General features: G+C 65.3%; 17 protein-coding genes. 4 read left to right on the plus strand and 13 right to left on the minus strand.

Annotated features, from left to right (window positions below; genetic code table 11):
* Both ACFC2Y_RS10225 and ACFC2Y_RS10230 read right to left on the minus strand, forming a co-directional pair.
* A complete protein-coding gene (locus ACFC2Y_RS10225; RefSeq protein ID WP_375174590.1) occupies nucleotides 1-1,230 on the minus strand; it encodes a biopolymer transporter ExbB in 1,230 nt (409 codons plus the stop codon).
* Nucleotides 1,231-1,284: 54 nt separating this feature from the next.
* The gene (locus ACFC2Y_RS10230; protein WP_375174589.1) at nucleotides 1,285-1,827 is read right to left on the minus strand and encodes a gamma-glutamylcyclotransferase; all 543 of its coding nucleotides are present in this window, start codon (nucleotides 1,825-1,827) and stop codon (nucleotides 1,285-1,287) included.
* A 64-nt stretch (nucleotides 1,828-1,891) separates the two neighbouring features.
* Here ACFC2Y_RS10230 and ACFC2Y_RS10235 point away from each other — a divergent pair, with 64 nt between their 5' ends.
* Entirely contained in the window at nucleotides 1,892-2,881 is a 990-nt protein-coding gene (locus tag ACFC2Y_RS10235; protein WP_375174588.1) for a DUF2125 domain-containing protein, read from the plus strand.
* Between the two features lie 10 nt (nucleotides 2,882-2,891).
* On the opposite strand, the gene ACFC2Y_RS10240 is transcribed toward ACFC2Y_RS10235, so the two are convergent.
* The 3 genes from ACFC2Y_RS10240 to hisC are packed head-to-tail and all read right to left on the minus strand — an operon-like array spanning nucleotide 2,892 to nucleotide 5,706.
* Nucleotides 2,892-3,653, minus strand: a complete 762-nt coding sequence (locus tag ACFC2Y_RS10240) for an extensin family protein (protein ID WP_375174587.1) — start codon at nucleotides 3,651-3,653, stop codon at nucleotides 2,892-2,894.
* Nucleotides 3,654-3,700: 47 nt separating this feature from the next.
* Nucleotides 3,701-4,621 carry a prephenate/arogenate dehydrogenase family protein gene (locus ACFC2Y_RS10245; RefSeq protein WP_375174586.1) on the minus strand — a complete coding sequence of 307 codons (921 nt, stop codon included), beginning with the start codon at nucleotides 4,619-4,621 and terminating at the stop codon, nucleotides 3,701-3,703.
* On the minus strand, nucleotides 4,618-5,706 hold the full coding sequence (gene hisC, locus ACFC2Y_RS10250) for a histidinol-phosphate transaminase (RefSeq protein WP_375174585.1): 1,089 nt from the start codon (nucleotides 5,704-5,706) through the stop codon (nucleotides 4,618-4,620). The genes ACFC2Y_RS10245 and hisC overlap by 4 nt, the downstream gene beginning before the upstream one ends.
* Nucleotides 5,707-5,897: 191 nt before the next feature.
* On the opposite strand from hisC, the gene ACFC2Y_RS10255 reads away from it, so the two are divergent.
* Both ACFC2Y_RS10255 and ACFC2Y_RS10260 read left to right on the plus strand, forming a co-directional pair.
* A complete protein-coding gene (locus ACFC2Y_RS10255; RefSeq protein WP_375174584.1) occupies nucleotides 5,898-6,197 on the plus strand; it encodes a putative quinol monooxygenase in 300 nt (99 codons plus the stop codon).
* 68 nt (nucleotides 6,198-6,265) lie between these two features.
* Nucleotides 6,266-7,030 (plus strand): helix-turn-helix domain-containing protein, encoded by a 765-nt coding sequence (locus ACFC2Y_RS10260; protein ID WP_375174583.1) that lies wholly within the window; start codon nucleotides 6,266-6,268, stop codon nucleotides 7,028-7,030.
* Between the two features lie 3 nt (nucleotides 7,031-7,033).
* On the opposite strand, the gene ACFC2Y_RS10265 is transcribed toward ACFC2Y_RS10260, so the two are convergent.
* The 6 genes from ACFC2Y_RS10265 to ACFC2Y_RS10290 form a co-directional block, all read right to left on the minus strand.
* Complete coding sequence (locus ACFC2Y_RS10265) at nucleotides 7,034-8,455, minus strand: homospermidine synthase (protein ID WP_375174582.1); 1,422 nt, start codon at nucleotides 8,453-8,455, stop codon at nucleotides 7,034-7,036.
* A 227-nt stretch (nucleotides 8,456-8,682) separates the two neighbouring features.
* On the minus strand, nucleotides 8,683-9,303 hold the full coding sequence (rpsD, locus tag ACFC2Y_RS10270; RefSeq protein ID WP_375174581.1) for a 30S ribosomal protein S4: 621 nt from the start codon (nucleotides 9,301-9,303) through the stop codon (nucleotides 8,683-8,685).
* Between the two features lie 374 nt (nucleotides 9,304-9,677).
* Nucleotides 9,678-10,751: a Hint domain-containing protein gene (locus tag ACFC2Y_RS10275; RefSeq protein ID WP_375174580.1), complete on the minus strand. Its 1,074-nt coding sequence runs from the start codon at nucleotides 10,749-10,751 to the stop codon at nucleotides 9,678-9,680.
* Between the two features lie 128 nt (nucleotides 10,752-10,879).
* Entirely contained in the window at nucleotides 10,880-11,785 is a 906-nt protein-coding gene (locus ACFC2Y_RS10280) for a DUF2219 domain-containing protein (protein WP_375174579.1), read from the minus strand.
* 98 nt (nucleotides 11,786-11,883) lie between these two features.
* Nucleotides 11,884-12,447: a carboxymuconolactone decarboxylase family protein gene (locus ACFC2Y_RS10285; protein WP_375174578.1), complete on the minus strand. Its 564-nt coding sequence runs from the start codon at nucleotides 12,445-12,447 to the stop codon at nucleotides 11,884-11,886.
* Nucleotides 12,448-12,529: 82 nt separating this feature from the next.
* The gene (locus tag ACFC2Y_RS10290) at nucleotides 12,530-13,486 is read right to left on the minus strand and encodes an agmatinase (RefSeq protein ID WP_375174577.1); all 957 of its coding nucleotides are present in this window, start codon (nucleotides 13,484-13,486) and stop codon (nucleotides 12,530-12,532) included.
* 267 nt (nucleotides 13,487-13,753) lie between these two features.
* Here ACFC2Y_RS10290 and ACFC2Y_RS10295 point away from each other — a divergent pair, with 267 nt between their 5' ends.
* A complete protein-coding gene (locus ACFC2Y_RS10295) occupies nucleotides 13,754-14,719 on the plus strand; it encodes a DUF808 domain-containing protein (protein ID WP_375174576.1) in 966 nt (321 codons plus the stop codon).
* Nucleotides 14,720-15,004: 285 nt separating this feature from the next.
* Here ACFC2Y_RS10295 and ACFC2Y_RS10300 read toward each other — a convergent pair whose 3' ends face one another.
* Together ACFC2Y_RS10300 and ACFC2Y_RS10305 are read right to left on the minus strand one after the other, a co-directional pair.
* On the minus strand, nucleotides 15,005-15,433 hold the full coding sequence (locus tag ACFC2Y_RS10300) for a peptidylprolyl isomerase (protein WP_375174575.1): 429 nt from the start codon (nucleotides 15,431-15,433) through the stop codon (nucleotides 15,005-15,007).
* A 175-nt stretch (nucleotides 15,434-15,608) separates the two neighbouring features.
* Nucleotides 15,609-16,757 (minus strand): iron-containing alcohol dehydrogenase, encoded by a 1,149-nt coding sequence (locus tag ACFC2Y_RS10305; protein ID WP_375174574.1) that lies wholly within the window; start codon nucleotides 16,755-16,757, stop codon nucleotides 15,609-15,611.
* Nucleotides 16,758-16,763 lie beyond the last annotated feature (6 nt).

Genomic DNA, 16,763 nt, shown 5'->3' on the forward strand with positions numbered 1-16,763 from the left:
TCAGCCCTCCTGCTCCGGCGGCGCGCCACGCATCCGGCGGACCATGGATTGTCCGCCGGACAAGCCGCCCGAACCGCCGCCCGCCGAAATCGCCCGGCCAAGCGCGGCGAGATCGGCGCGCAGTTCCGCCATGGTTTCCTGCCGACCGGCCGAGACCTCCTCCAGCAGGCGCAGCAGTTGCACGTCGATCGACCGCAGGCGCATCCGGCTTTCGGCGTCGATGCTTTCCTCCTGCGACAGGTCGTGCTGCATCTGCTTGACCAGCGCCTCTTGCCCCTGTGCCACGCGCATCATGGTTTCGTTCAGCGGCCCCTGATCACCCATCCGGTAGGCCAACCGCTCCATCGTATCCAGGACATTGGCCAACTTCTCGTCCAGCATCCCCCGGCTCAGATCCGACTGGGCAAAGGTGATCTGCAATGCCTCGATCTGGTCATTCATCGCTTCGACAATGCCGGACAGGACGTGGATATCAGTTCCGCCTTCGCCCTCGCCGGTCGACAGACCGAGGCGTGTGATCGACGACAGCCATTCCTCCAGTTCGCGGTAAAACCGGTTCTGGCCATGGCCGGCAAAAAGCTCCAGCAGACCCACGACCAGCGACCCCGTCAGCCCGAGAAGCGAGGAGCCGAAGGCCACGCCCATCCCGCCCAACTGGCTTTCCAGCCCGGTCATCAGCCGGTTGAAGACATCCAGTGTCTCCTCGCCCTCCTGTGGCGTCAGGCTGCGGATTGTGTCCACCACCGCCGGAATGGTCGTGGCAAGCCCGTAGAACGTCCCCAGAAGGCCCAGGAAAATCAGCAGGTTGACCAGATATCGGGTGATCTCCCGCGCTTCCTCGATCCGGGTCGCGACGGATTCCAGGATTGACGAGGACGAGGCCGACGACAGCTGCATCCGCTTGGACCGCGACCGCAACAGCGTTGCCAGCGGCGCCAGCAACTGCGGCGCGCGTCGCCCTTCGGCTTCGACCGTTCCGCGCGCGAAAGCCTCGATCCAGCGGACGGAGGCGACAAGCTGCGCCACCTGCCAGAAACAGCCGACGAGACCCGCCAGAAAGACAAAGCCGATCAGCCCGTTGAGGTAAGGGTTGGCCTCGAAAATGGGCAAGACACTGGGCGCCACAAAGACACCGGCCGTCACAGCCAGACCCAAAGCGATCAGCATCAGGATCACCTGGCGGACAGGTTGCGAAAACTGTGGCTCGGCCTCGCGGTCCGGCTGGTCCATTCGGACGGCTCCCGACACTTGGTTTGTAGGCGTCAGGCTAAGATGTTTAACATCTCAAGCCAAGCGATTATCCACAATGCGACGGACCATCCCGGAAAGCTGGTCCAGTTCCGCGTCGCCGATCCCCAGCTCTGCCAGATGGGACGCCGTCTGCCACAGGTAATCGCGGTTCGGGCCCTTGCCGCCAATGGCGCGGGCAATGATCTCCGCCTGGGTTTCGAGGCTCAGATCGCCGCAATACTGACGATGCTCGCGGTCGACCACATAGGCCAGCGCCTCCACCCGCCGACCGTCGGCCAGGCTCAGCGGCAGAACCTCTTCGCGGTAGGCCGAGGACACCAGTTCCCGCTCCCGCAGGGCCGCCAGGATCGGCGCTTCGCCCTCCGCCGGCAGTTTCAGCGCCATGCCCCGGCAGGCCACGCCCTGCGCGGCATCCAGCGCCAGGACCAGCCCCGGCTCCTCCTCGCTGCCGCGATGGTGGATCGAGGACATGCAAAACGCCCGCCGATACCCGCTCAGCGTGGCCAAAACGCGTTCGGCGGGGTTGAATTCCGGGTTCCAGACAAGTGATCCATATGCGAAGACCCATGTCGTCATGGCTCTGGTCCTTTCCTTTGCCCGCCCTATAACGAGCGTGCACGGACATCAAAAGGGGCTGCGTTTGAAACGTCTGTTTTTCATCGTGATTGCTGTTGCGCTGCTATGGTCCGGCTACTGGATCATCGGGGCCAGCGGCGTGAAATCCGGCCTCACCGCCTGGTTCGACGCCCGCCGGGCCGAAGGCTGGGTGGCGGAATACGACGACCTGGCCGTGCAGGGCTATCCCAACCGCTTTGACGCCACCTGGACGAACATGACCCTGGCCGATCCGGACACCGGCATCGCCTGGACCCTGCCGCGGTTCCAGCTTCTCGCCCTGTCTTACCAGCCCAACCATGTCATCGCCGCCTGGCCGTCCGAGATGCAGGTGGCCACCCCGCTCGACAAGCTGGACATCACCTCCGACCGGCTGCGCGCCTCCCTCCGCCTCAACCCCGGGACGGCGCTGGAGTTGGAGCGCATGGTCCTGGAAGGCCACGACATCGCCTTCAGCGGCGCTGACACCGGCAGCCTGGAAGAGCTGCACCTGGCTGCCGAACGGACGGGCGAGGCCAGCTATCGCCTGGGCCTCGACGGCCGCAACCTGTCGCCCCCCGCCCCGCTTCTGCAGGCCTGGCTGGGCAATCAGGCCCTGCCGGAAACGCTCCAGATGGCCCGGCTGGATGCCACGGTGGTCTTTGATCGGCCTTGGGATATCACCGCGCTCGAAGACAGCCGACCGCAACCTGTCGGCATCGACCTGACGAACATGCGGGCCGAATGGGGCGTGATGGAGCTTCAGGCCAAGGGCCGGGTGGAGATCGACGCACGCGGCCGACCCTCCGGCAAGGTGTCATTGCAGGCCGTGCACTGGCAGGACCTGCTGGAGATCGCCCGTGCCTCGGGCGCGCTGACCGACAGCGCCGCGGCGGCCACCCGCACGGTGCTGGATCTGGCGGCGAAATCGGCTGGCAACCCCAACTCCATCGACGTGGAACTGACCTTCGAAGACGGCCTGACCTATATCGGTTTTGTTCCGATCGGCCCGGCCCCCTACATCTACCTGCAATAGGCCCCCGGGCCTACTTGCAGTAGGTGCCCGACCGGTAGCGCGCCGTGTCAAAGTGGAAGTGATCGCGGTGAAAGCGGTTGGCATTGGGCCCCAGCACGGTTCCGAAGGGCCCGCAGGCCGCGCCATGCATGCTGCGCAGCGCCTTGGAGTGTTTCGACCCGCTCCAATCCTCCAGCACGGAAACCTTGGCCCCGTCGCGCAGCGTGAACCCGGCGATATCTATCGCCCGTCCCTTGCCGTGCTCGGAAATCCGCGCGCCCTTCTGATTGTTCCGCGTCCTGCAGGCGTAATGCGCGACGACGCGGATCTGGCTGACCCCGCCGCCGCGCCGCACCGCCGGTTTCAGGCCTCGGTCCACCCAATTCTTGAGCGCCCTGGCCGTCGTGCAATCCATGACCGCATGGGTCGACAAGGCAACTCCGCTGACCGAACGGACCCTGACGGCATTGTCGATCCCGCAGCCGCTGATTTTGCCCGGCACCCGACCGATGGAGACCCCCTGAATGGCATCATCACCACAGATGGCGCCCTTGGCACGTGCGGCGGCATTGGCGCGGGCCTGCCGTTCGACCTCAGTGCCGCGCGCCTTGGGCCGCAGCGCCCCCAGCAACCGAAGTGTCTTGCGCGGGGGTTCCTCCGGCGTGACACCATAGCTTTCGGGCCGGGCGGGCACATCGGAGGGGCGCACCACCTCGCCCACAACGCCCGCAGCGGGTGACGAAGCCTCCCCCCGCGCGACAGGGCGCAGCGAAGATTTCGGCGGCTCTGCCACGGCCTGGCCTGTCAGGACCAAACACAGGACGAGGACCGCCGCCCCTCTCACCGGGTGCCCTTGACCCGGCCGAAGTCCGGCGCATCCGTATCCTGCCCGGCTTCGATAATGCCGCGCCGGATCGCGCGGGTCCGGGTGAAATAGTCGAACAGCTGCTCCCCATCACCCGTCCGAATCGCCCGCTGCAGCGCGAACAGCTCCTCCGTGAAGCGCCCGAGGATCTCCAGCGTCGCATCCTTGTTGGTCAGGAAGACATCCCGCCACATCGTCGGATCGGAGGCCGCGATCCGGGTGAAATCCCGGAACCCGGCGGCGGAATACTTGATGACCTCGCTGTCGGTCACCCGGCGCAGGTCATCCGCCACACCGACCATCGTATAGGCGATGAGGTGCGGCGTATGCGACGTGACGGCAAGAACCAGATCATGGTGGTCGGGATCCATCACCTCCACATAGGCGCCCGTCCCTTCCCAGAGCGCGCGCAGCCTCTGCAAAGCCTCCGGTGCGGGCTCTGCAGGGGGCACGATCAGCAGCCAGCGGTTGTTGAAGAGTTCCGCAAATCCGCTTTCGGGGCCGGAATGCTCTGTCCCGGCCAGCGGGTGCGCAGGGATAAAATGCACGCCCTCAGGGATATGCGGCGCCACGGCCTCGATCACCGCGCGCTTGACCGACCCGACATCCGACACCGTCGCACCCGGCTTCAGATGCGGCGCCATTTCCGCCGCCACCGCCCCCATGGCCCCCACGGGCACACAGAGAACGACCAGATCGGCCCCCTGGACAGCTTCGGCCACGCTATCGCAGACCCGGTCACACAGGCCGATCCGCCGGGCAGTGTCACGCGTCGCCTCGGACCGGGCATATCCGGTAACCTCGCCCGCCAGTCCGGACCGCTTCATCGCCCAGTACATCGACGATGCGATCAGACCCAGCCCGATCAGCGCAACACGATCATAGACATGGCTCATCGCGCGCCCTCCTTGAAGCGACCAATGGCATGGGCCACCTGCCGACAGGCGCTTTCATCGCCGATGGTGATGCGCAGGCAATGCGCCAGCCCATAACCCGCCGTCTGCCGCACGATCAGCCCCTGGGATTTCAGATAGGCGTCGCAGGCCTGGGCCTCATCCGCATCGGCAAACCGCGCCAGGATGAAATTCGCGCAGGAGGTATCCGAGGGCACCCCATGTTCCGCCAGCGCTTCGGCCAGCCAGGCGCGCAGACGCGAATTGGCCTCCCGCGTGCGGGTCACATGCGCCTGATCCTTCATCGCAGCCTCGGCCACCGCAAGCTGGGTATTCGACAGGTTGAAGGGCTGACGGACACGGTTCAGCACGTCGATGATCTCCTGCTGGGCATAGCCCCATCCGATCCGCAGCCCACCCAATCCGTAGATCTTGGAAAAGGTCCGCGTCATCACGACATTCGGCTGACGATCCACCAGCCGCGCCCCGCCATCATAGCCTTCGACAAATTCGGCATAGGCCCCGTCCAGAACCAGAATGCACTGCTCCGGCAGACCCGACGCAAGCCGCGCCACCGCATTGCCGCCGATCATCGTGCCTGTCGGATTGGCCGGGTTGGCAATAAAGACGATGCGCGTCTTGTCGGTGCAGGCGTCCAGGATCGCATCCACATCCACGACCCGCTCCCGCTCCGCCACCTTGACTGGGGTTGCGCCGACCATCTTGGCGATGATCGGATACATTGAAAACCCGTGCTCGGTATAGATCACTTCGTCCCCAGGTCCGACATAGGCCTGGGCCACCAGGGTCAGGATCTCGTCCGACCCGACCCCGCAGATGATCCGCGCCGGGTCCAGCCCGTGCTGGGCGCCGATCGCCTCCCGCAGCTCCGCGTGGTCGGTGGAGGGATAGCGATGCAGGTCATAGACGGCGCGGCCATAGGCCTCGCGCGCGGCTTCGCCGGCGCCATAGGGGTTCTCGTTCGACGAGAGTTTCACCACCTCGCCCACGCCCTCGACCTTGGACGCCCCACCTACGTAGAGCTCGATATCCATGATCCCGGGCTGCGGCCTGATCTGATCGGTCATGTCGGTCACACCTCTATCCACGGGCCCTCATAGCTTGGCACGCGGGCCAAGACCAGAGCGCCCTGCGCCGCAGCCCTAACTGTGGCGCGGGCGCGCATTTGTCCGGTGTGCGCGCAAAAATGTCCCCCACTCGACGGACAGACAGGCGATCCCCCGCGAAACTCCCCCTATCCAAAACAAAGGAGACCCGGATGTACCTCGCCCTCGTAGACTTCCCCGTCACGGACCGGGACGCCGCCGCAACGATCCTGGCCCGCGATTGTGCCCAGGCCCGTGCCATGCCCGGCAACCTTGACTACCGCGCCCTGACCGATGCCGAAAACACTGATCGGGTGGTGATCCTGCACCGCTGGACCGACAAGGCGGGTTTTGACGCCTATGCCGCCTCCGACCTCTTCAAGGAGATGGGTGGCGCGCTGCGCGCCCTGATGTCCGGACCACCGGTCAGCCTGCGCCTGCGCGCCGAGGAGGACGCCACCATCACTGGCTGAGCCGACGCTGGACCAATGGCCCACGCGCGGTAGACTGACCGCGCGAACCCGGACGAAATTCGACGCCCATGACCGATCTGCCCCCACATGGCCCGAAGGCCATCGTGATCCACGGCGACTTTCCGGCCGGGGGGCCGATCCCCTTTTCCGACGACCGGCACTATTTGCTCTATGCCCGCGGCGGCCTGCTGAAACTGGAGGCCGAAGGCCGACGGTGGAGCCTGCCGCCCGCCCGCGCGGCCCTGATCGCCGCCGGTCAGCCCGTGACCTTCTGGTTGCCTGGCCCGGTGACCGCCCTCTCGGTCCTCTTCGACACCGGCTGGACCACCGCGCCGGACGACCCGTTGGCGGTCTTCGACCTCTCCCCCCTCGCCCGCGCGCTGCTGGACGAACTGCGCTCCTGCACCGAGGGCCCGCGCGACGATCACGACCTGAGACTTTTCGAAACCCTCTATCACACGATCCTGCGGCTGGCCCGCGCCCCGTCCCCAGCCTCGCGACCGACAGGGGAGAGCGATCTGGTGCGCCATGCCCTGGACCGGACCGAAGCGACCCTGGCCGAAGCACCCACCTTCGCCAATCTGGCGCAGCACCTGAATGTGACCGAACGCACCCTCGCCCGCCGCATTCACGCCGAAACCGGCATGACGTGGAGCGCGAACCTCCGCCTGATGCGTATCCTCTGCGCCATTGAGGGTCTGGTCACCACGCGCGACAGCGTCACCGACATCGCCTTTGCGACCGGCTACACCTCCCTCTCGGCCTTCAACGCCGCCTTTCGCGATCTGGTCGGGCTGACCCCGACCGAATACCGCGATAGTCTGCGCAACTGACCTTCAGGCCAGCCGTTCCAGCACGTTGCGAAAGGCCCAGGGATTGTCCTCGTCCAGATCTTCGGGGAACTGGGTCTGCCGGTCGGTCAGCGGCGTCCAGTCGGTGTAGTGCCCCTCCACCGGGCCGAGGTAGGGGGTCTGCACCTCCAGGCACCGCTTGTGGTCCATCTCATCCGTCTCGACGATCCCGGCCTGGGGGTTCTCCAGCGCCCAGACCATGCCCGCCAGAACCGCCGAGGTCACCTGAAGCCCGGTCGCGTTCTGATCCGGCGCAAGCTCCTTCGTCTCATCATTCGACAGGCGCGACCCGTACCAGAGCGCGTTCTTATCATGCCCGTAGAGCAGCACGCCCAACTCGTCGATGCCGCCCGGCTCGATCTCGTTCACATCCAGAATGTAATGAACATCCTGGATCTGGTTGGACCCGAACATCTCGTGCAGGGACAACACCGCATCGTCGCAGGGGTGGTAAGCGTAGTGGCAGGTCGGGCGGAACTCCGGCGCCTCCGCCGCGCCGACGGTGTAGTAATCGGCAATCGAAATTGCCTCGTTATGGGTCACCAGAAAGCCGAACTGCGGCCCTGGCGTGGGGCACCATGTCCGCACCCGGGTCGCGGCACCGGGCTGTTCCAGCCAGATCGCCGCCTGGCAGCCCTCGTCATGCGAATGCGCGTTCTCCGGCATCCACGACTCCGCCGTGCCCCAACCCAGCTCCGCCGGCTGGAACCCTTCGGCGATGAAGCCCTCGACCGACCAGGTGTTGACGAAATGCCCCGGCTGGCGCGGTTCGGTGCGCACCTGCGTGTCCCGCTCGGCGATATGCACGCCCTTGACGCCCAACTGCTGCATCAACGCGGCCCAGTCCTCGCGGCTCTTCGGGTCGGCCTCCACCCCGGTGTCCCGCGCCAGCATCAGCAGCGCATCCTTGACGAACCAGGACACCATCCCGGGGTTGGCCCCACAGCAGGAAACCGCGGTCGTGCCGCCCGGATTGGCCACCTTTTCGTCGCGCACCCTTTGCCGCAGGGCATAATTCGTGCGATCGGCATTGTCGTCGGTGCCGAAGTAATACCCCGCCCAGGGCTCGACCACCGTGTCGATATAGAGCACCCCCTGCTCGCGACAGAACCGCATCAGGTCGAGCGAGGACGTGTCGACCGACAGGTTGACGACGAACCCCGTGCCCGGCTCGAACAGCCCGCCCAGCAGATCGCGGTAATTGTCCGGCGTCAGCGCCTCCGCCACATGCCGATACCCGGTTTTCGCAATATCCCCGGACAGCGCCTCGTTCGGCTCGACGATCACCAGCTTCTCGCGGTCGAAGTCGAAGTGACGTTCGATCAACGGCAGCGTGCCGCGCCCGATCGAGCCGAAACCGATCAGGATGATGGGGCCGTCGATACGGGCGTAAACGGGATGGGTCATGAGGCTCTCCTGTCTGGCGGCGTCGGGGGTGAAGCATAGGGCCCCACGCGGGCGCGTCCATGCAACCTTTGGCCGCCGGGGGCAAGGGAAAGTGTCCCCGCACCCACGCACCTTTCTTTTTGCCCCAAATATCCCCGCCGGAGGCAGACCTGCCGCATGGCAGGTCTCGAATGAAAAAGGCCGCACCCTGCGGCGCGGCCTCCTGTCCCTCTCGCTGATCTGTAAGATCAGTTCTGAGCGTAGTATTCGATCACGAGGTTCGGTTCCATCATGACCGGATAGGGCACATCGGACAGACCCGGGGTCCGCACGAAGGTCGCGGTCATCTTGGAGTGGTCGACCTCGAGGTAGTCGGGAACGTCGCGCTCCGGCAGCTGCGCCGCTTCGAGAACCAGCGCCATCTGCTTGGACTTCTCACGGACCTCGATCACGTCACCCTCTTTCACGCGGTAGGAGGGGATGTTGACGCGCTTGCCGTTCACCAGGACGTGGCCGTGGTTCACGAACTGACGCGCGGCAAAGACGGTCGGAACGAACTTGGCGCGGTAGACGACGGCGTCGAGACGACGCTCCAGCAGGCCGATCAGGTTCTCGCCGGTGTCACCCTTCACGCGGGCGGCGTCGCCGTAGATGCGCTTGAACTGCTTTTCGGTCAGGTCGCCGTAGTAGCCTTTCAGCTTCTGCTTGGCGCGCAGCTGCAGGCCGAAGTCGGACATTTTGCCCTTGCGGCGCTGGCCGTGCTGGCCGGGGCCGTATTCACGACGGTTGACCGGGGATTTCGGACGACCCCAGATGTTTTCGCCCATCCGGCGGTCGATTTTGTACTTGGCAGACGTGCGTTTGGTCACGGTCTGATCTCCTTTCTACTTTGGCTCCTCGACTTTTCCGAAAACCGGTTCCCACTTTTCGGGTCTCGGACGCCTCTGCGACGCCTTCGATCTCCGTCTCGCGGGCCCGGGCCGGATCAGCCTCGGACTGAAAGGGCGTTGTCCTTTGGCACGCGACCCGGATCATGTCCCGGCCTTGTCCCGACAGGCATCCCCTTGCGGGGGCCACCAACACCAATGAAGACCCCGCCGGGAAGGCGGGGATGGACGGCTTATACAGATCGCCGGAGGGGAGTCAACAGGCCGGTCTGCTGGCTGCATGCGGGCGCTTCCCCCTAGGCCCTACACGGCCAGCGCCGCAGCAAAATTCGCGACAGAAGACGCCCTGCAGCCGCTCAGGCCGCGTCATGCCGCATGATCGCCGCCTCGGGCCTGGACAGGTTGCGACGCGCGAAATCGCCATAGGCCATCGGGTCGACGGCCAAATCCGGAATGCCGCCAAGCAGCCGTGCGCGATCGTTCTCCGTCAGCGCCGAGAGGGCCGCATTGGCCGGGTGAAAGCTTTCGCATTCGACGCTGTTGGCCCAGATCACCTGATGCGTTTCCAGCAACAGATGTACATAGACCACTTCCTTCAACCGCATGTCCTGGCGCACCGACCCGCCGTCGATCAGATCGCGGGCCATGACCAGCACTTCGGGCGTGTTGAACAGCGCCTGCGCCACCCGCCCCTTGACCACCAGCCGATGTTCCGGAGAGACCAGCAGCGTCGCATCCGGACGGTCGAGGCCGAAGGCACCCGCCCTGATCCGGATCGGCCGCAGCTCCGGCGTGGTGTAGAGACGCGCGCCGGACATGCGCCGCGCCCCGGTCCAGAGGATTTCCTGCGGACCGTTGTCCTTGGTCAGGACCTTGTCGCCTTCGCGCAGTTCCTCCACCGGCACAGCGCCATAGGGCGTTGCGATGCGGGTTCCGGGGGTGAAACAGATGACCCCGCCCCCGGGCTTTCCCGGCGCGATAAGCGCCGTCAGGTCGGAGACCTGCACGATCCAGTAGTCCCGCCCCGCCGGGGGCAACTCATCGACGAACATGATCAGCGGGGCCGCGCCCGCCACCGTGATGATCGTCGCGGAATAGCTCTTGCGCCCATCCGTCAGGACAAATCCACCATCCACCAGCGGATCATCCAAATCGGTCGTGTGCTGAAGTCCGGGACCAGGCGCCTTGCCCTGATCCAGTGCTGCCCCAACAAGGCGTCGCACGATGCGTGCCGCCCTGCGCCGAATGTTGCGTTCCGTCTCTGCCTGGTCGAGCATCAGCACATCGTTCGGACCGTCCACCCGGACGGCCTCGCCGCGCCAGGACCAGACGGCCCCGATGCGAAGTGCCGAAAGCCGGGGGGCGGTCAGCCCATCCAGCTCTGCCTGCGACCAGGAGATGACAAACGTGCCTTTGAAGCCCGTGCCCATGCCTGTTCTCTGCCTTCCCCGCTTTGCGGGTGTTCTCGTCTTCTGACTGGTCGGCCTTATACGACCGATCCTATTGCAGAGAGGTTATCAGACTCCGGCCAATTGCGGAAGCCCGGCTCGCCAGACGCTCAGAACCGGACCTGAAGGCGAAGCGCGCCGACCAGCTGGCCTTCGCTCTGTCCGACAAATTCTGGACCCAGCCAGGTCAGCCCGTAGAAACCGGCCCATTTTTTGCCCTGCCAATGAATCCCTCCGCGCAGCCGGTAGCGCGCCTCCGTCAGCGTATTGGTCGCGGCGGGCAGATGCAGGCTTTCCCAGACCTTGGCGACATCGGCCCCGACGACGAGGCTCATCCCCTGGTCCCGTCGCGTGATGGTCCGGTAGCGATGCCCGGTGACCGGATCGCGCACCAGCAGCTCCCCCCGCCCGACGGGACCGAAGGACAGGTCGAAGCCGATACGAGCCAGGTCCTCGACCCCCACGCGCAGCTCGGCATAGGGGCGCAGCACCGCCGCGCCCAGACCGAGCTCCCGCCCGATCTCGAAGACGCCGGAGCCATGCACCCCGTTCGGGGTCTGCGCCGCCGCCACGGCAGGATGCAGCATGTGATCGAACCGTGTGATCCGATGCAGGAACATCTGGAAATCCGACAGCCCCGTCTGCGGCCCGGTGATCACCGCATCCGCGCCAAGCGCCATCTGCCAGCCACCCCGGTCGAAATGTGTATGCAGACCAAGCGAGAGAGCCTGCGAATAGGGCCGGTCCATGGCCCAGGGCAGGTCCAGTCGGACTGGCGCGATGACTTCGCCCAGGATGCGGAATTCGAGGATCTGGCCGGGCATGGCGGGCAAGCGCCCGGTCCACTCCGGCCCGAAGACATAGCTGGCGGCGACGGATCCCGTGCGCCAGCGGTCGATCCGGTCGCCAAAAAGGTCATTGACCGTCAGCCGCCCATGGCCGATCCGCGACCAGCCTTCAGCCTGGACAGATGCGGCGGTCAGGGTCAGCAGCAGGGCAAGGAACAGGCGGCGCATGGCGGGTCCGGATCAGGAGGTCTGCCCCGGAATACTCCCCCGCCCGCCCCGCGCCAAGGCCGCCCGCATCACTGGCGGGCGAGTGTCGCAATTCCGCTTCAGCCAAATTCGCGCGGGGCGTCGGCGGGCGGCAGGATGCGGAAGGTGTTGAGCGTCAGCGAAACGAACCCGTAATAGCCGATCAGCGCCACCAGATCGACCAGACGGTCCTTGCCGATGGTGTCGATTGTGCTTTGGTAGAGTTCATCACTGACCTGTCGTTCCATCGCCGCCTCGTAGGCGAAGCGATGGACAGCGCGTTCCTCGTCATCGGCATAGGGCGGTTCCGCGCCGGTGCGGATGGCCTCCACCACCTCTTCCGACAGCCCCCCTTTGATCGCCAGCGGCTTGTGCGCGTACCACTCGAATTCCGAGCCCCAAACCTTGGCTGTCGTGATGATCGCCAACTCCGTCAGCTTTGGCCCGAGCGTGGTCGAGAACCGCAGGTAGCTGCCCAGCTTTTCGGTCGCCTGGGCCAATTCGGCCCGGTGGAGCCATAAGGCGAGCGGGCCAACCACCCGCCCCCGCGGGCTGGCGACAAAGGCGTCATGCGCCTTCTGCTGCTCGGGGGTGTAATTCTTGGGGTCAGGCGGCAGAAGCCGTTGTGCGGGCCAGTCGGTCATCGTTTCCTCCCTGAAAGATGCGCCGAGCATGCATCCGCACCGCCCGCCAGTCAACCGACCGGTAAGTTAATTGTCTGGCCAGTCACATGTCGCGATGATGCAGCACCCGCCCGATCACGTTCATCAGCAGCTGTGCCGCCAGGATCGAGGTCACACCGGCCGGATCGTGATCCGGGGCGACCTCCACCAGATCGAGCCCGACGATCTCTCCGCGCTGCGCAAGCCCGTCGATCAATTCCAGCACCTCGTAATAGAGGAACCCGCCATGGCTGGGCGTGCCCGTCCCCGGCGCGATGGAGGGATCGAAGGCGTCGATGTCGATGGTCAGGTAATACCGTTCTCCCGCAGGAATACGCGCCAGCAGCCCCTCGACCCCCAGCACCCGCGCTTGCCGGACCGACAGGATATCCGACCCCATCCCGCGCGCGGCCTCATACCCGTCCCTGGCGGTGGAGGAGACATTGCGGATGCCGATCTGGGTCAACCCGGTCACCCAGGGCTTCTCTGCCGCCCGCCGCATCGGGTTGCCGTGGCCATAGCGGACCCCGTGGCGTTCATCGACGAAATCCAGATGCGCGTCGATCTGGATCAGGTGGAACGGCTCTTCGCCGTCAAACGCGTTGATACAGGGGATATTCACCGAATGATCGCCGCCCAGCACCACCGGCAGGGCGCCGGAGGCCAGTATCTTGCGCACCCCGAGTTCGATGTTCTCGTGGCTTTTCACCGTGTCCGTATGGACGATGTCCGCGTCCCCGATATCGACGATGGTGACGTGATCCGGATCGAGATAGGTCACGTCATCCTCATGGTCATAAGCCCCCGCGTGACCGAAGGAAAACAAGGTCGAGGCCTCGCGTATCGCCCTCGGACCCATCCTCGCGCCGGAGCGCCACTGGCTCCCCATATCCAGCGGTGCGCCCAGAACCGCCACATCTGCGTCGATCGTATCCCAATCCTCGACATAGGGGTATTTGCCAAAGGTGCAGATCCCCACAAAGGGCAGATTGAGCCGCCCGCCGTCATAGCCGTGTTTCATATACCGTCCCCTTTTCGGGGCATTAGGGCATAAATTCAGAGGTTTGTCCTGTGTTGTCATAACTCGCGCGCCTGCGGACGCCCGCCCCGGTCCACACCACGTCATCCCCGGACTTGATCCGGGGACCTCCCGCCACTCGTGGCCTAAGATGCCCCATGTCACGCCCGATGACGACAGGACACCAACGTCGATGACCCGCTTTCCAAGCGACCCCCTTCCCAACCCCGCCAGATCCCCTAAGTTGTCCCCGACAGAACAGGAGACATCATGAGCGGACTTCTCGCCCTTCTCGACGACGTGGCAGCCATCGCAAAAGTGGCTGCCGCCTCGGTGGATGATGTGATGGGGCAGGCGGTCAAAGCCTCCACCAAGGCCGCGGGCGCGGTCATCGACGACGCCGCTGTGACGCCGAAGTACCTGCACGGCTTCGAAGCCAGCCGCGAATTGCCCATTGTCTGGAGGATCGCCCGCGGGTCGCTTTTCAACAAGATCGTCATCCTGTTGCCGATTGCGCTGTTGTTGTCGACCTTCCTGCCGATCCTTATCTATCCGCTGCTGATGCTGGGCGGCTGCTACCTGTGTTTCGAGGGGGCGGAGAAGGTCTGGCACGTCCTGTCGCCCAAACACCATGACCAGGCGGAGGCGGTCGCAAAGAAGGTCGTCGAGGGCGCGCACCTCGAGGAACAAAAGATCAAGGGCGCGATCAAGACCGATTTCATCCTCTCGGCGGAGATCATGACGATCGTCCTTTCCGCATTGCCCGAAGGCCAGCCGATCTGGCTGGAGGCCGCAGCGCTTGGCGTGGCCGGTATCCTCATCACCCTCGCCGTCTACGGTGCCGTGGCGCTGATCGTGAAGATGGATGACCTCGGCCTTGCCATGGCCGATCACGGGCGGTTCGGCCTGACGCGCAAACTCGGCCTCTGGATCGTGCAGGGCATGCCATATTTCATGCAGCTCCTCATCATCGTCGGCACCGCCGCGATGATCTGGGTCGGCGGGTCTATCCTCGTTCATGGGCTGCACGAACTGGGCTGGCACCTGCCCTATGACGCAATTCACGACATCGCGGTCGGCCTCGCCAATGGCGCCGGAGAGATGGCCGGCGCAGTGGAATGGACGGTGACTGCATTCCTGGATGGTGTGCTGGGCCTCGCCGTCGGGGCGGCGCTGATCCCGCTGGTGTCCGCTGCGAAGGGTATGTTTGGCGGCAAGACCTCCGGCGCGCATTGATGCGCCCTACCCTTGGGCGACTCCAGCGATGCCTTCAGCCGAGCTCGGGGAGCGGGACATAGAGAAAGAGCCGCAGGCGACGTGCGCTGCGGCTCTTTCTGATTTGGATGGCTGGCTGGCGATTGCTGGCTTGCTATCTGCATTCGACTTAGGCAATCCGTCGGTCGAGGTCAACAGAAATCGCAACAAAATCAATTAGTTGATTGATTTTGTCAGGCTTTCCGAAAGCCCCCGCATGGTCGATGCCGTCCCGGTCAGTCGATAGAGCCGACCGGGACAAAGACCTCAGGCGATTTCAAGGAGTTCCACGTCGAAGGTCAGCGCCTTTCCGGCCAGCGGATGGTTCGCATCCAGGACGATCTCGGTCTCTGTCACCTCGGCCACAGTGACGTTCAGCGCCTGACCGTCCTGGGTCTGCACCTGCAGCTGCGTGCCCGGGTCGGTCGGAATATCGTCGGGCACGCTGGCGCGGTCCACCGCCTGCATCCGGGCGGGGTCGTGGTCGCCATAAGCCTCCGCCGGTTCGACACGCACGGTGCGCGTTTCGCCGACGGCCATGCCGTTCAGCCCGGCCTCGAGACCGGGAATGATTTGCCCCGCCCCCAGTTCGAAGGTCAGCGGATCGCGCCCCTCCGAACTGTCAAAAACGGAGCCGTCGTCCAGCGTCCCTTTGTAGTGAATATGCAGGGTATCGCCCGGCTTTGCCTGGGTCATGACGATTGTCCTTTCGGGAGAGGGTGAGTTTGTCGAGGCCGCGTCTCACGCGGGTGGCTCGCTCGAATGGGACTCAGGCTCACAAATCTGGACCCAAATGTAAACCGTTCCGCCGGAACGCCCCTCGGGACCGCTGCGTCAACGGTCGTTTTCTCGGCGGTGTTAACCCCCGGACCTAACCAGCGCTGCGCAGAATCTCCTGCAGCTCGCCCTGGTCCAACGGCACAGGATTTGCCCGAGTAGACGAGGCGGAAAGCCCCCGTTGCCCAATCTCCGCCATCCCGTCGGAAGGAACGCCGAGGGCACCCAAGCCGGGCAGATCATGGTCGTCGACGAAGGCGCGCAGTGCCTGCACGCCGTCCCCCGGACTTTCCCCGAACCCGTCGGACAACCAGTGATCGACCTGTCGAAACCGCGCGGTGTCCAGTCCCTGCCGCTGCGCCACCGCTGCATTCACCTTCAAGGCCGGGGCCAGCAATCGCCCGCAGATCGCCCCATGCGCCCCACCATACCCCCCGATGACGGAGGCCAGCCCATGCACCACGCCCAGTCCCGAATTCGCCAAGGCGACCCCGCTCAGGTAACTCGCCCGGGCCATGACCTCCCGCGCCTTGGGATCTTCCGACCGCATCAACGTGACCAGCGCCGTGATAGCCCCCGGTATCGTCACGGCGGTCAACGCGTCGGTGAGCGGGTTTGCGCGGTTGCACAGATAGCTTTCGATCAGCTGCGTGATCGCATCCAGCCCGGTGGCCAGGGTCAGCGCCCTCGGGCATCCGTCGGACAACGCCGGGTCGACGATGGCGAGGTCCGGCACCAGCCGGGGATCGCGCAGGCTGATCTTCGCCTGCCGCTCCGGCACGCCGATGACGGCATTCCGTGTGGCCTCCGCCCCGGTGCCTGCGGTTGTCGGGATCGCGACAAAGGGAACGGGGGCCTCCAGCCTCGCCGGGGCCTGATCGCCAAGCTCCAGGTAATCCGCCGGATCGCCTGGACTGGTGCAGAGCCCGGCCACCGCCTTTCCCAGGTCGATCACCGAGCCGCCGCCGACAGCCACGACGCAGTCCGCCCTGTGGGCCCGCGCCACCGACACCCCCTGGCGCACCGAGGCAAGATCAGGCTCACCCTGCGACCGTAGGACCTCCACCGCGCAGCCTGATGTGCTCAAGGCAGAGGTCAGATCCTCCGCCCAGCCCACGGAGCCGCCGCGCACCAGCAACAACCGGCGCCCGAACTCCGGGATCATCTCAACCGCCCTGCCCCGACAGTCACGGCCAAAGATAGTGCGCGCCGGGGCGGTCAGCCCGAAATCGCTCACGCCCATCAAGGG

It is taken from the genome of Pseudooceanicola sp. (assembly GCF_041987405.1).
Classification (GTDB): domain Bacteria; phylum Pseudomonadota; class Alphaproteobacteria; order Rhodobacterales; family Rhodobacteraceae; genus Pseudooceanicola.

Bases quoted from the DNA above. Each gene is read 5' to 3' on its own strand.
- ACFC2Y_RS10225 (WP_375174590.1), bottom strand. From the start codon at position 1,230: ATGGACCAGCCGGACCGCGAGGCCGAGCCACAGTTTTCGCAACCTGTC.
- ACFC2Y_RS10230 (WP_375174589.1), bottom strand. From the start codon at position 1,827: ATGACGACATGGGTCTTCGCATATGGATCACTTGTCTGGAACCCGGAA.
- ACFC2Y_RS10245 (WP_375174586.1), bottom strand. From the start codon at position 4,621: ATGAGCCATGTCTATGATCGTGTTGCGCTGATCGGGCTGGGTCTGATC.
- hisC (WP_375174585.1), bottom strand. From the start codon at position 5,706: ATGACCGATCAGATCAGGCCGCAGCCCGGGATCATGGATATCGAGCTC.
- ACFC2Y_RS10255 (WP_375174584.1), top strand. From the start codon at position 5,898: ATGTACCTCGCCCTCGTAGACTTCCCCGTCACGGACCGGGACGCCGCC.
- ACFC2Y_RS10260 (WP_375174583.1), top strand. From the start codon at position 6,266: ATGACCGATCTGCCCCCACATGGCCCGAAGGCCATCGTGATCCACGGC.
- ACFC2Y_RS10265 (WP_375174582.1), bottom strand. From the start codon at position 8,455: ATGACCCATCCCGTTTACGCCCGTATCGACGGCCCCATCATCCTGATC.
- ACFC2Y_RS10275 (WP_375174580.1), bottom strand. From the start codon at position 10,751: ATGGGCACGGGCTTCAAAGGCACGTTTGTCATCTCCTGGTCGCAGGCA.
- ACFC2Y_RS10280 (WP_375174579.1), bottom strand. From the start codon at position 11,785: ATGCGCCGCCTGTTCCTTGCCCTGCTGCTGACCCTGACCGCCGCATCT.
- ACFC2Y_RS10285 (WP_375174578.1), bottom strand. From the start codon at position 12,447: ATGACCGACTGGCCCGCACAACGGCTTCTGCCGCCTGACCCCAAGAAT.
- ACFC2Y_RS10290 (WP_375174577.1), bottom strand. From the start codon at position 13,486: ATGAAACACGGCTATGACGGCGGGCGGCTCAATCTGCCCTTTGTGGGG.
- ACFC2Y_RS10295 (WP_375174576.1), top strand. From the start codon at position 13,754: ATGAGCGGACTTCTCGCCCTTCTCGACGACGTGGCAGCCATCGCAAAA.
- ACFC2Y_RS10300 (WP_375174575.1), bottom strand. From the start codon at position 15,433: ATGACCCAGGCAAAGCCGGGCGATACCCTGCATATTCACTACAAAGGG.
- ACFC2Y_RS10305 (WP_375174574.1), bottom strand. From the start codon at position 16,757: ATGGGCGTGAGCGATTTCGGGCTGACCGCCCCGGCGCGCACTATCTTT.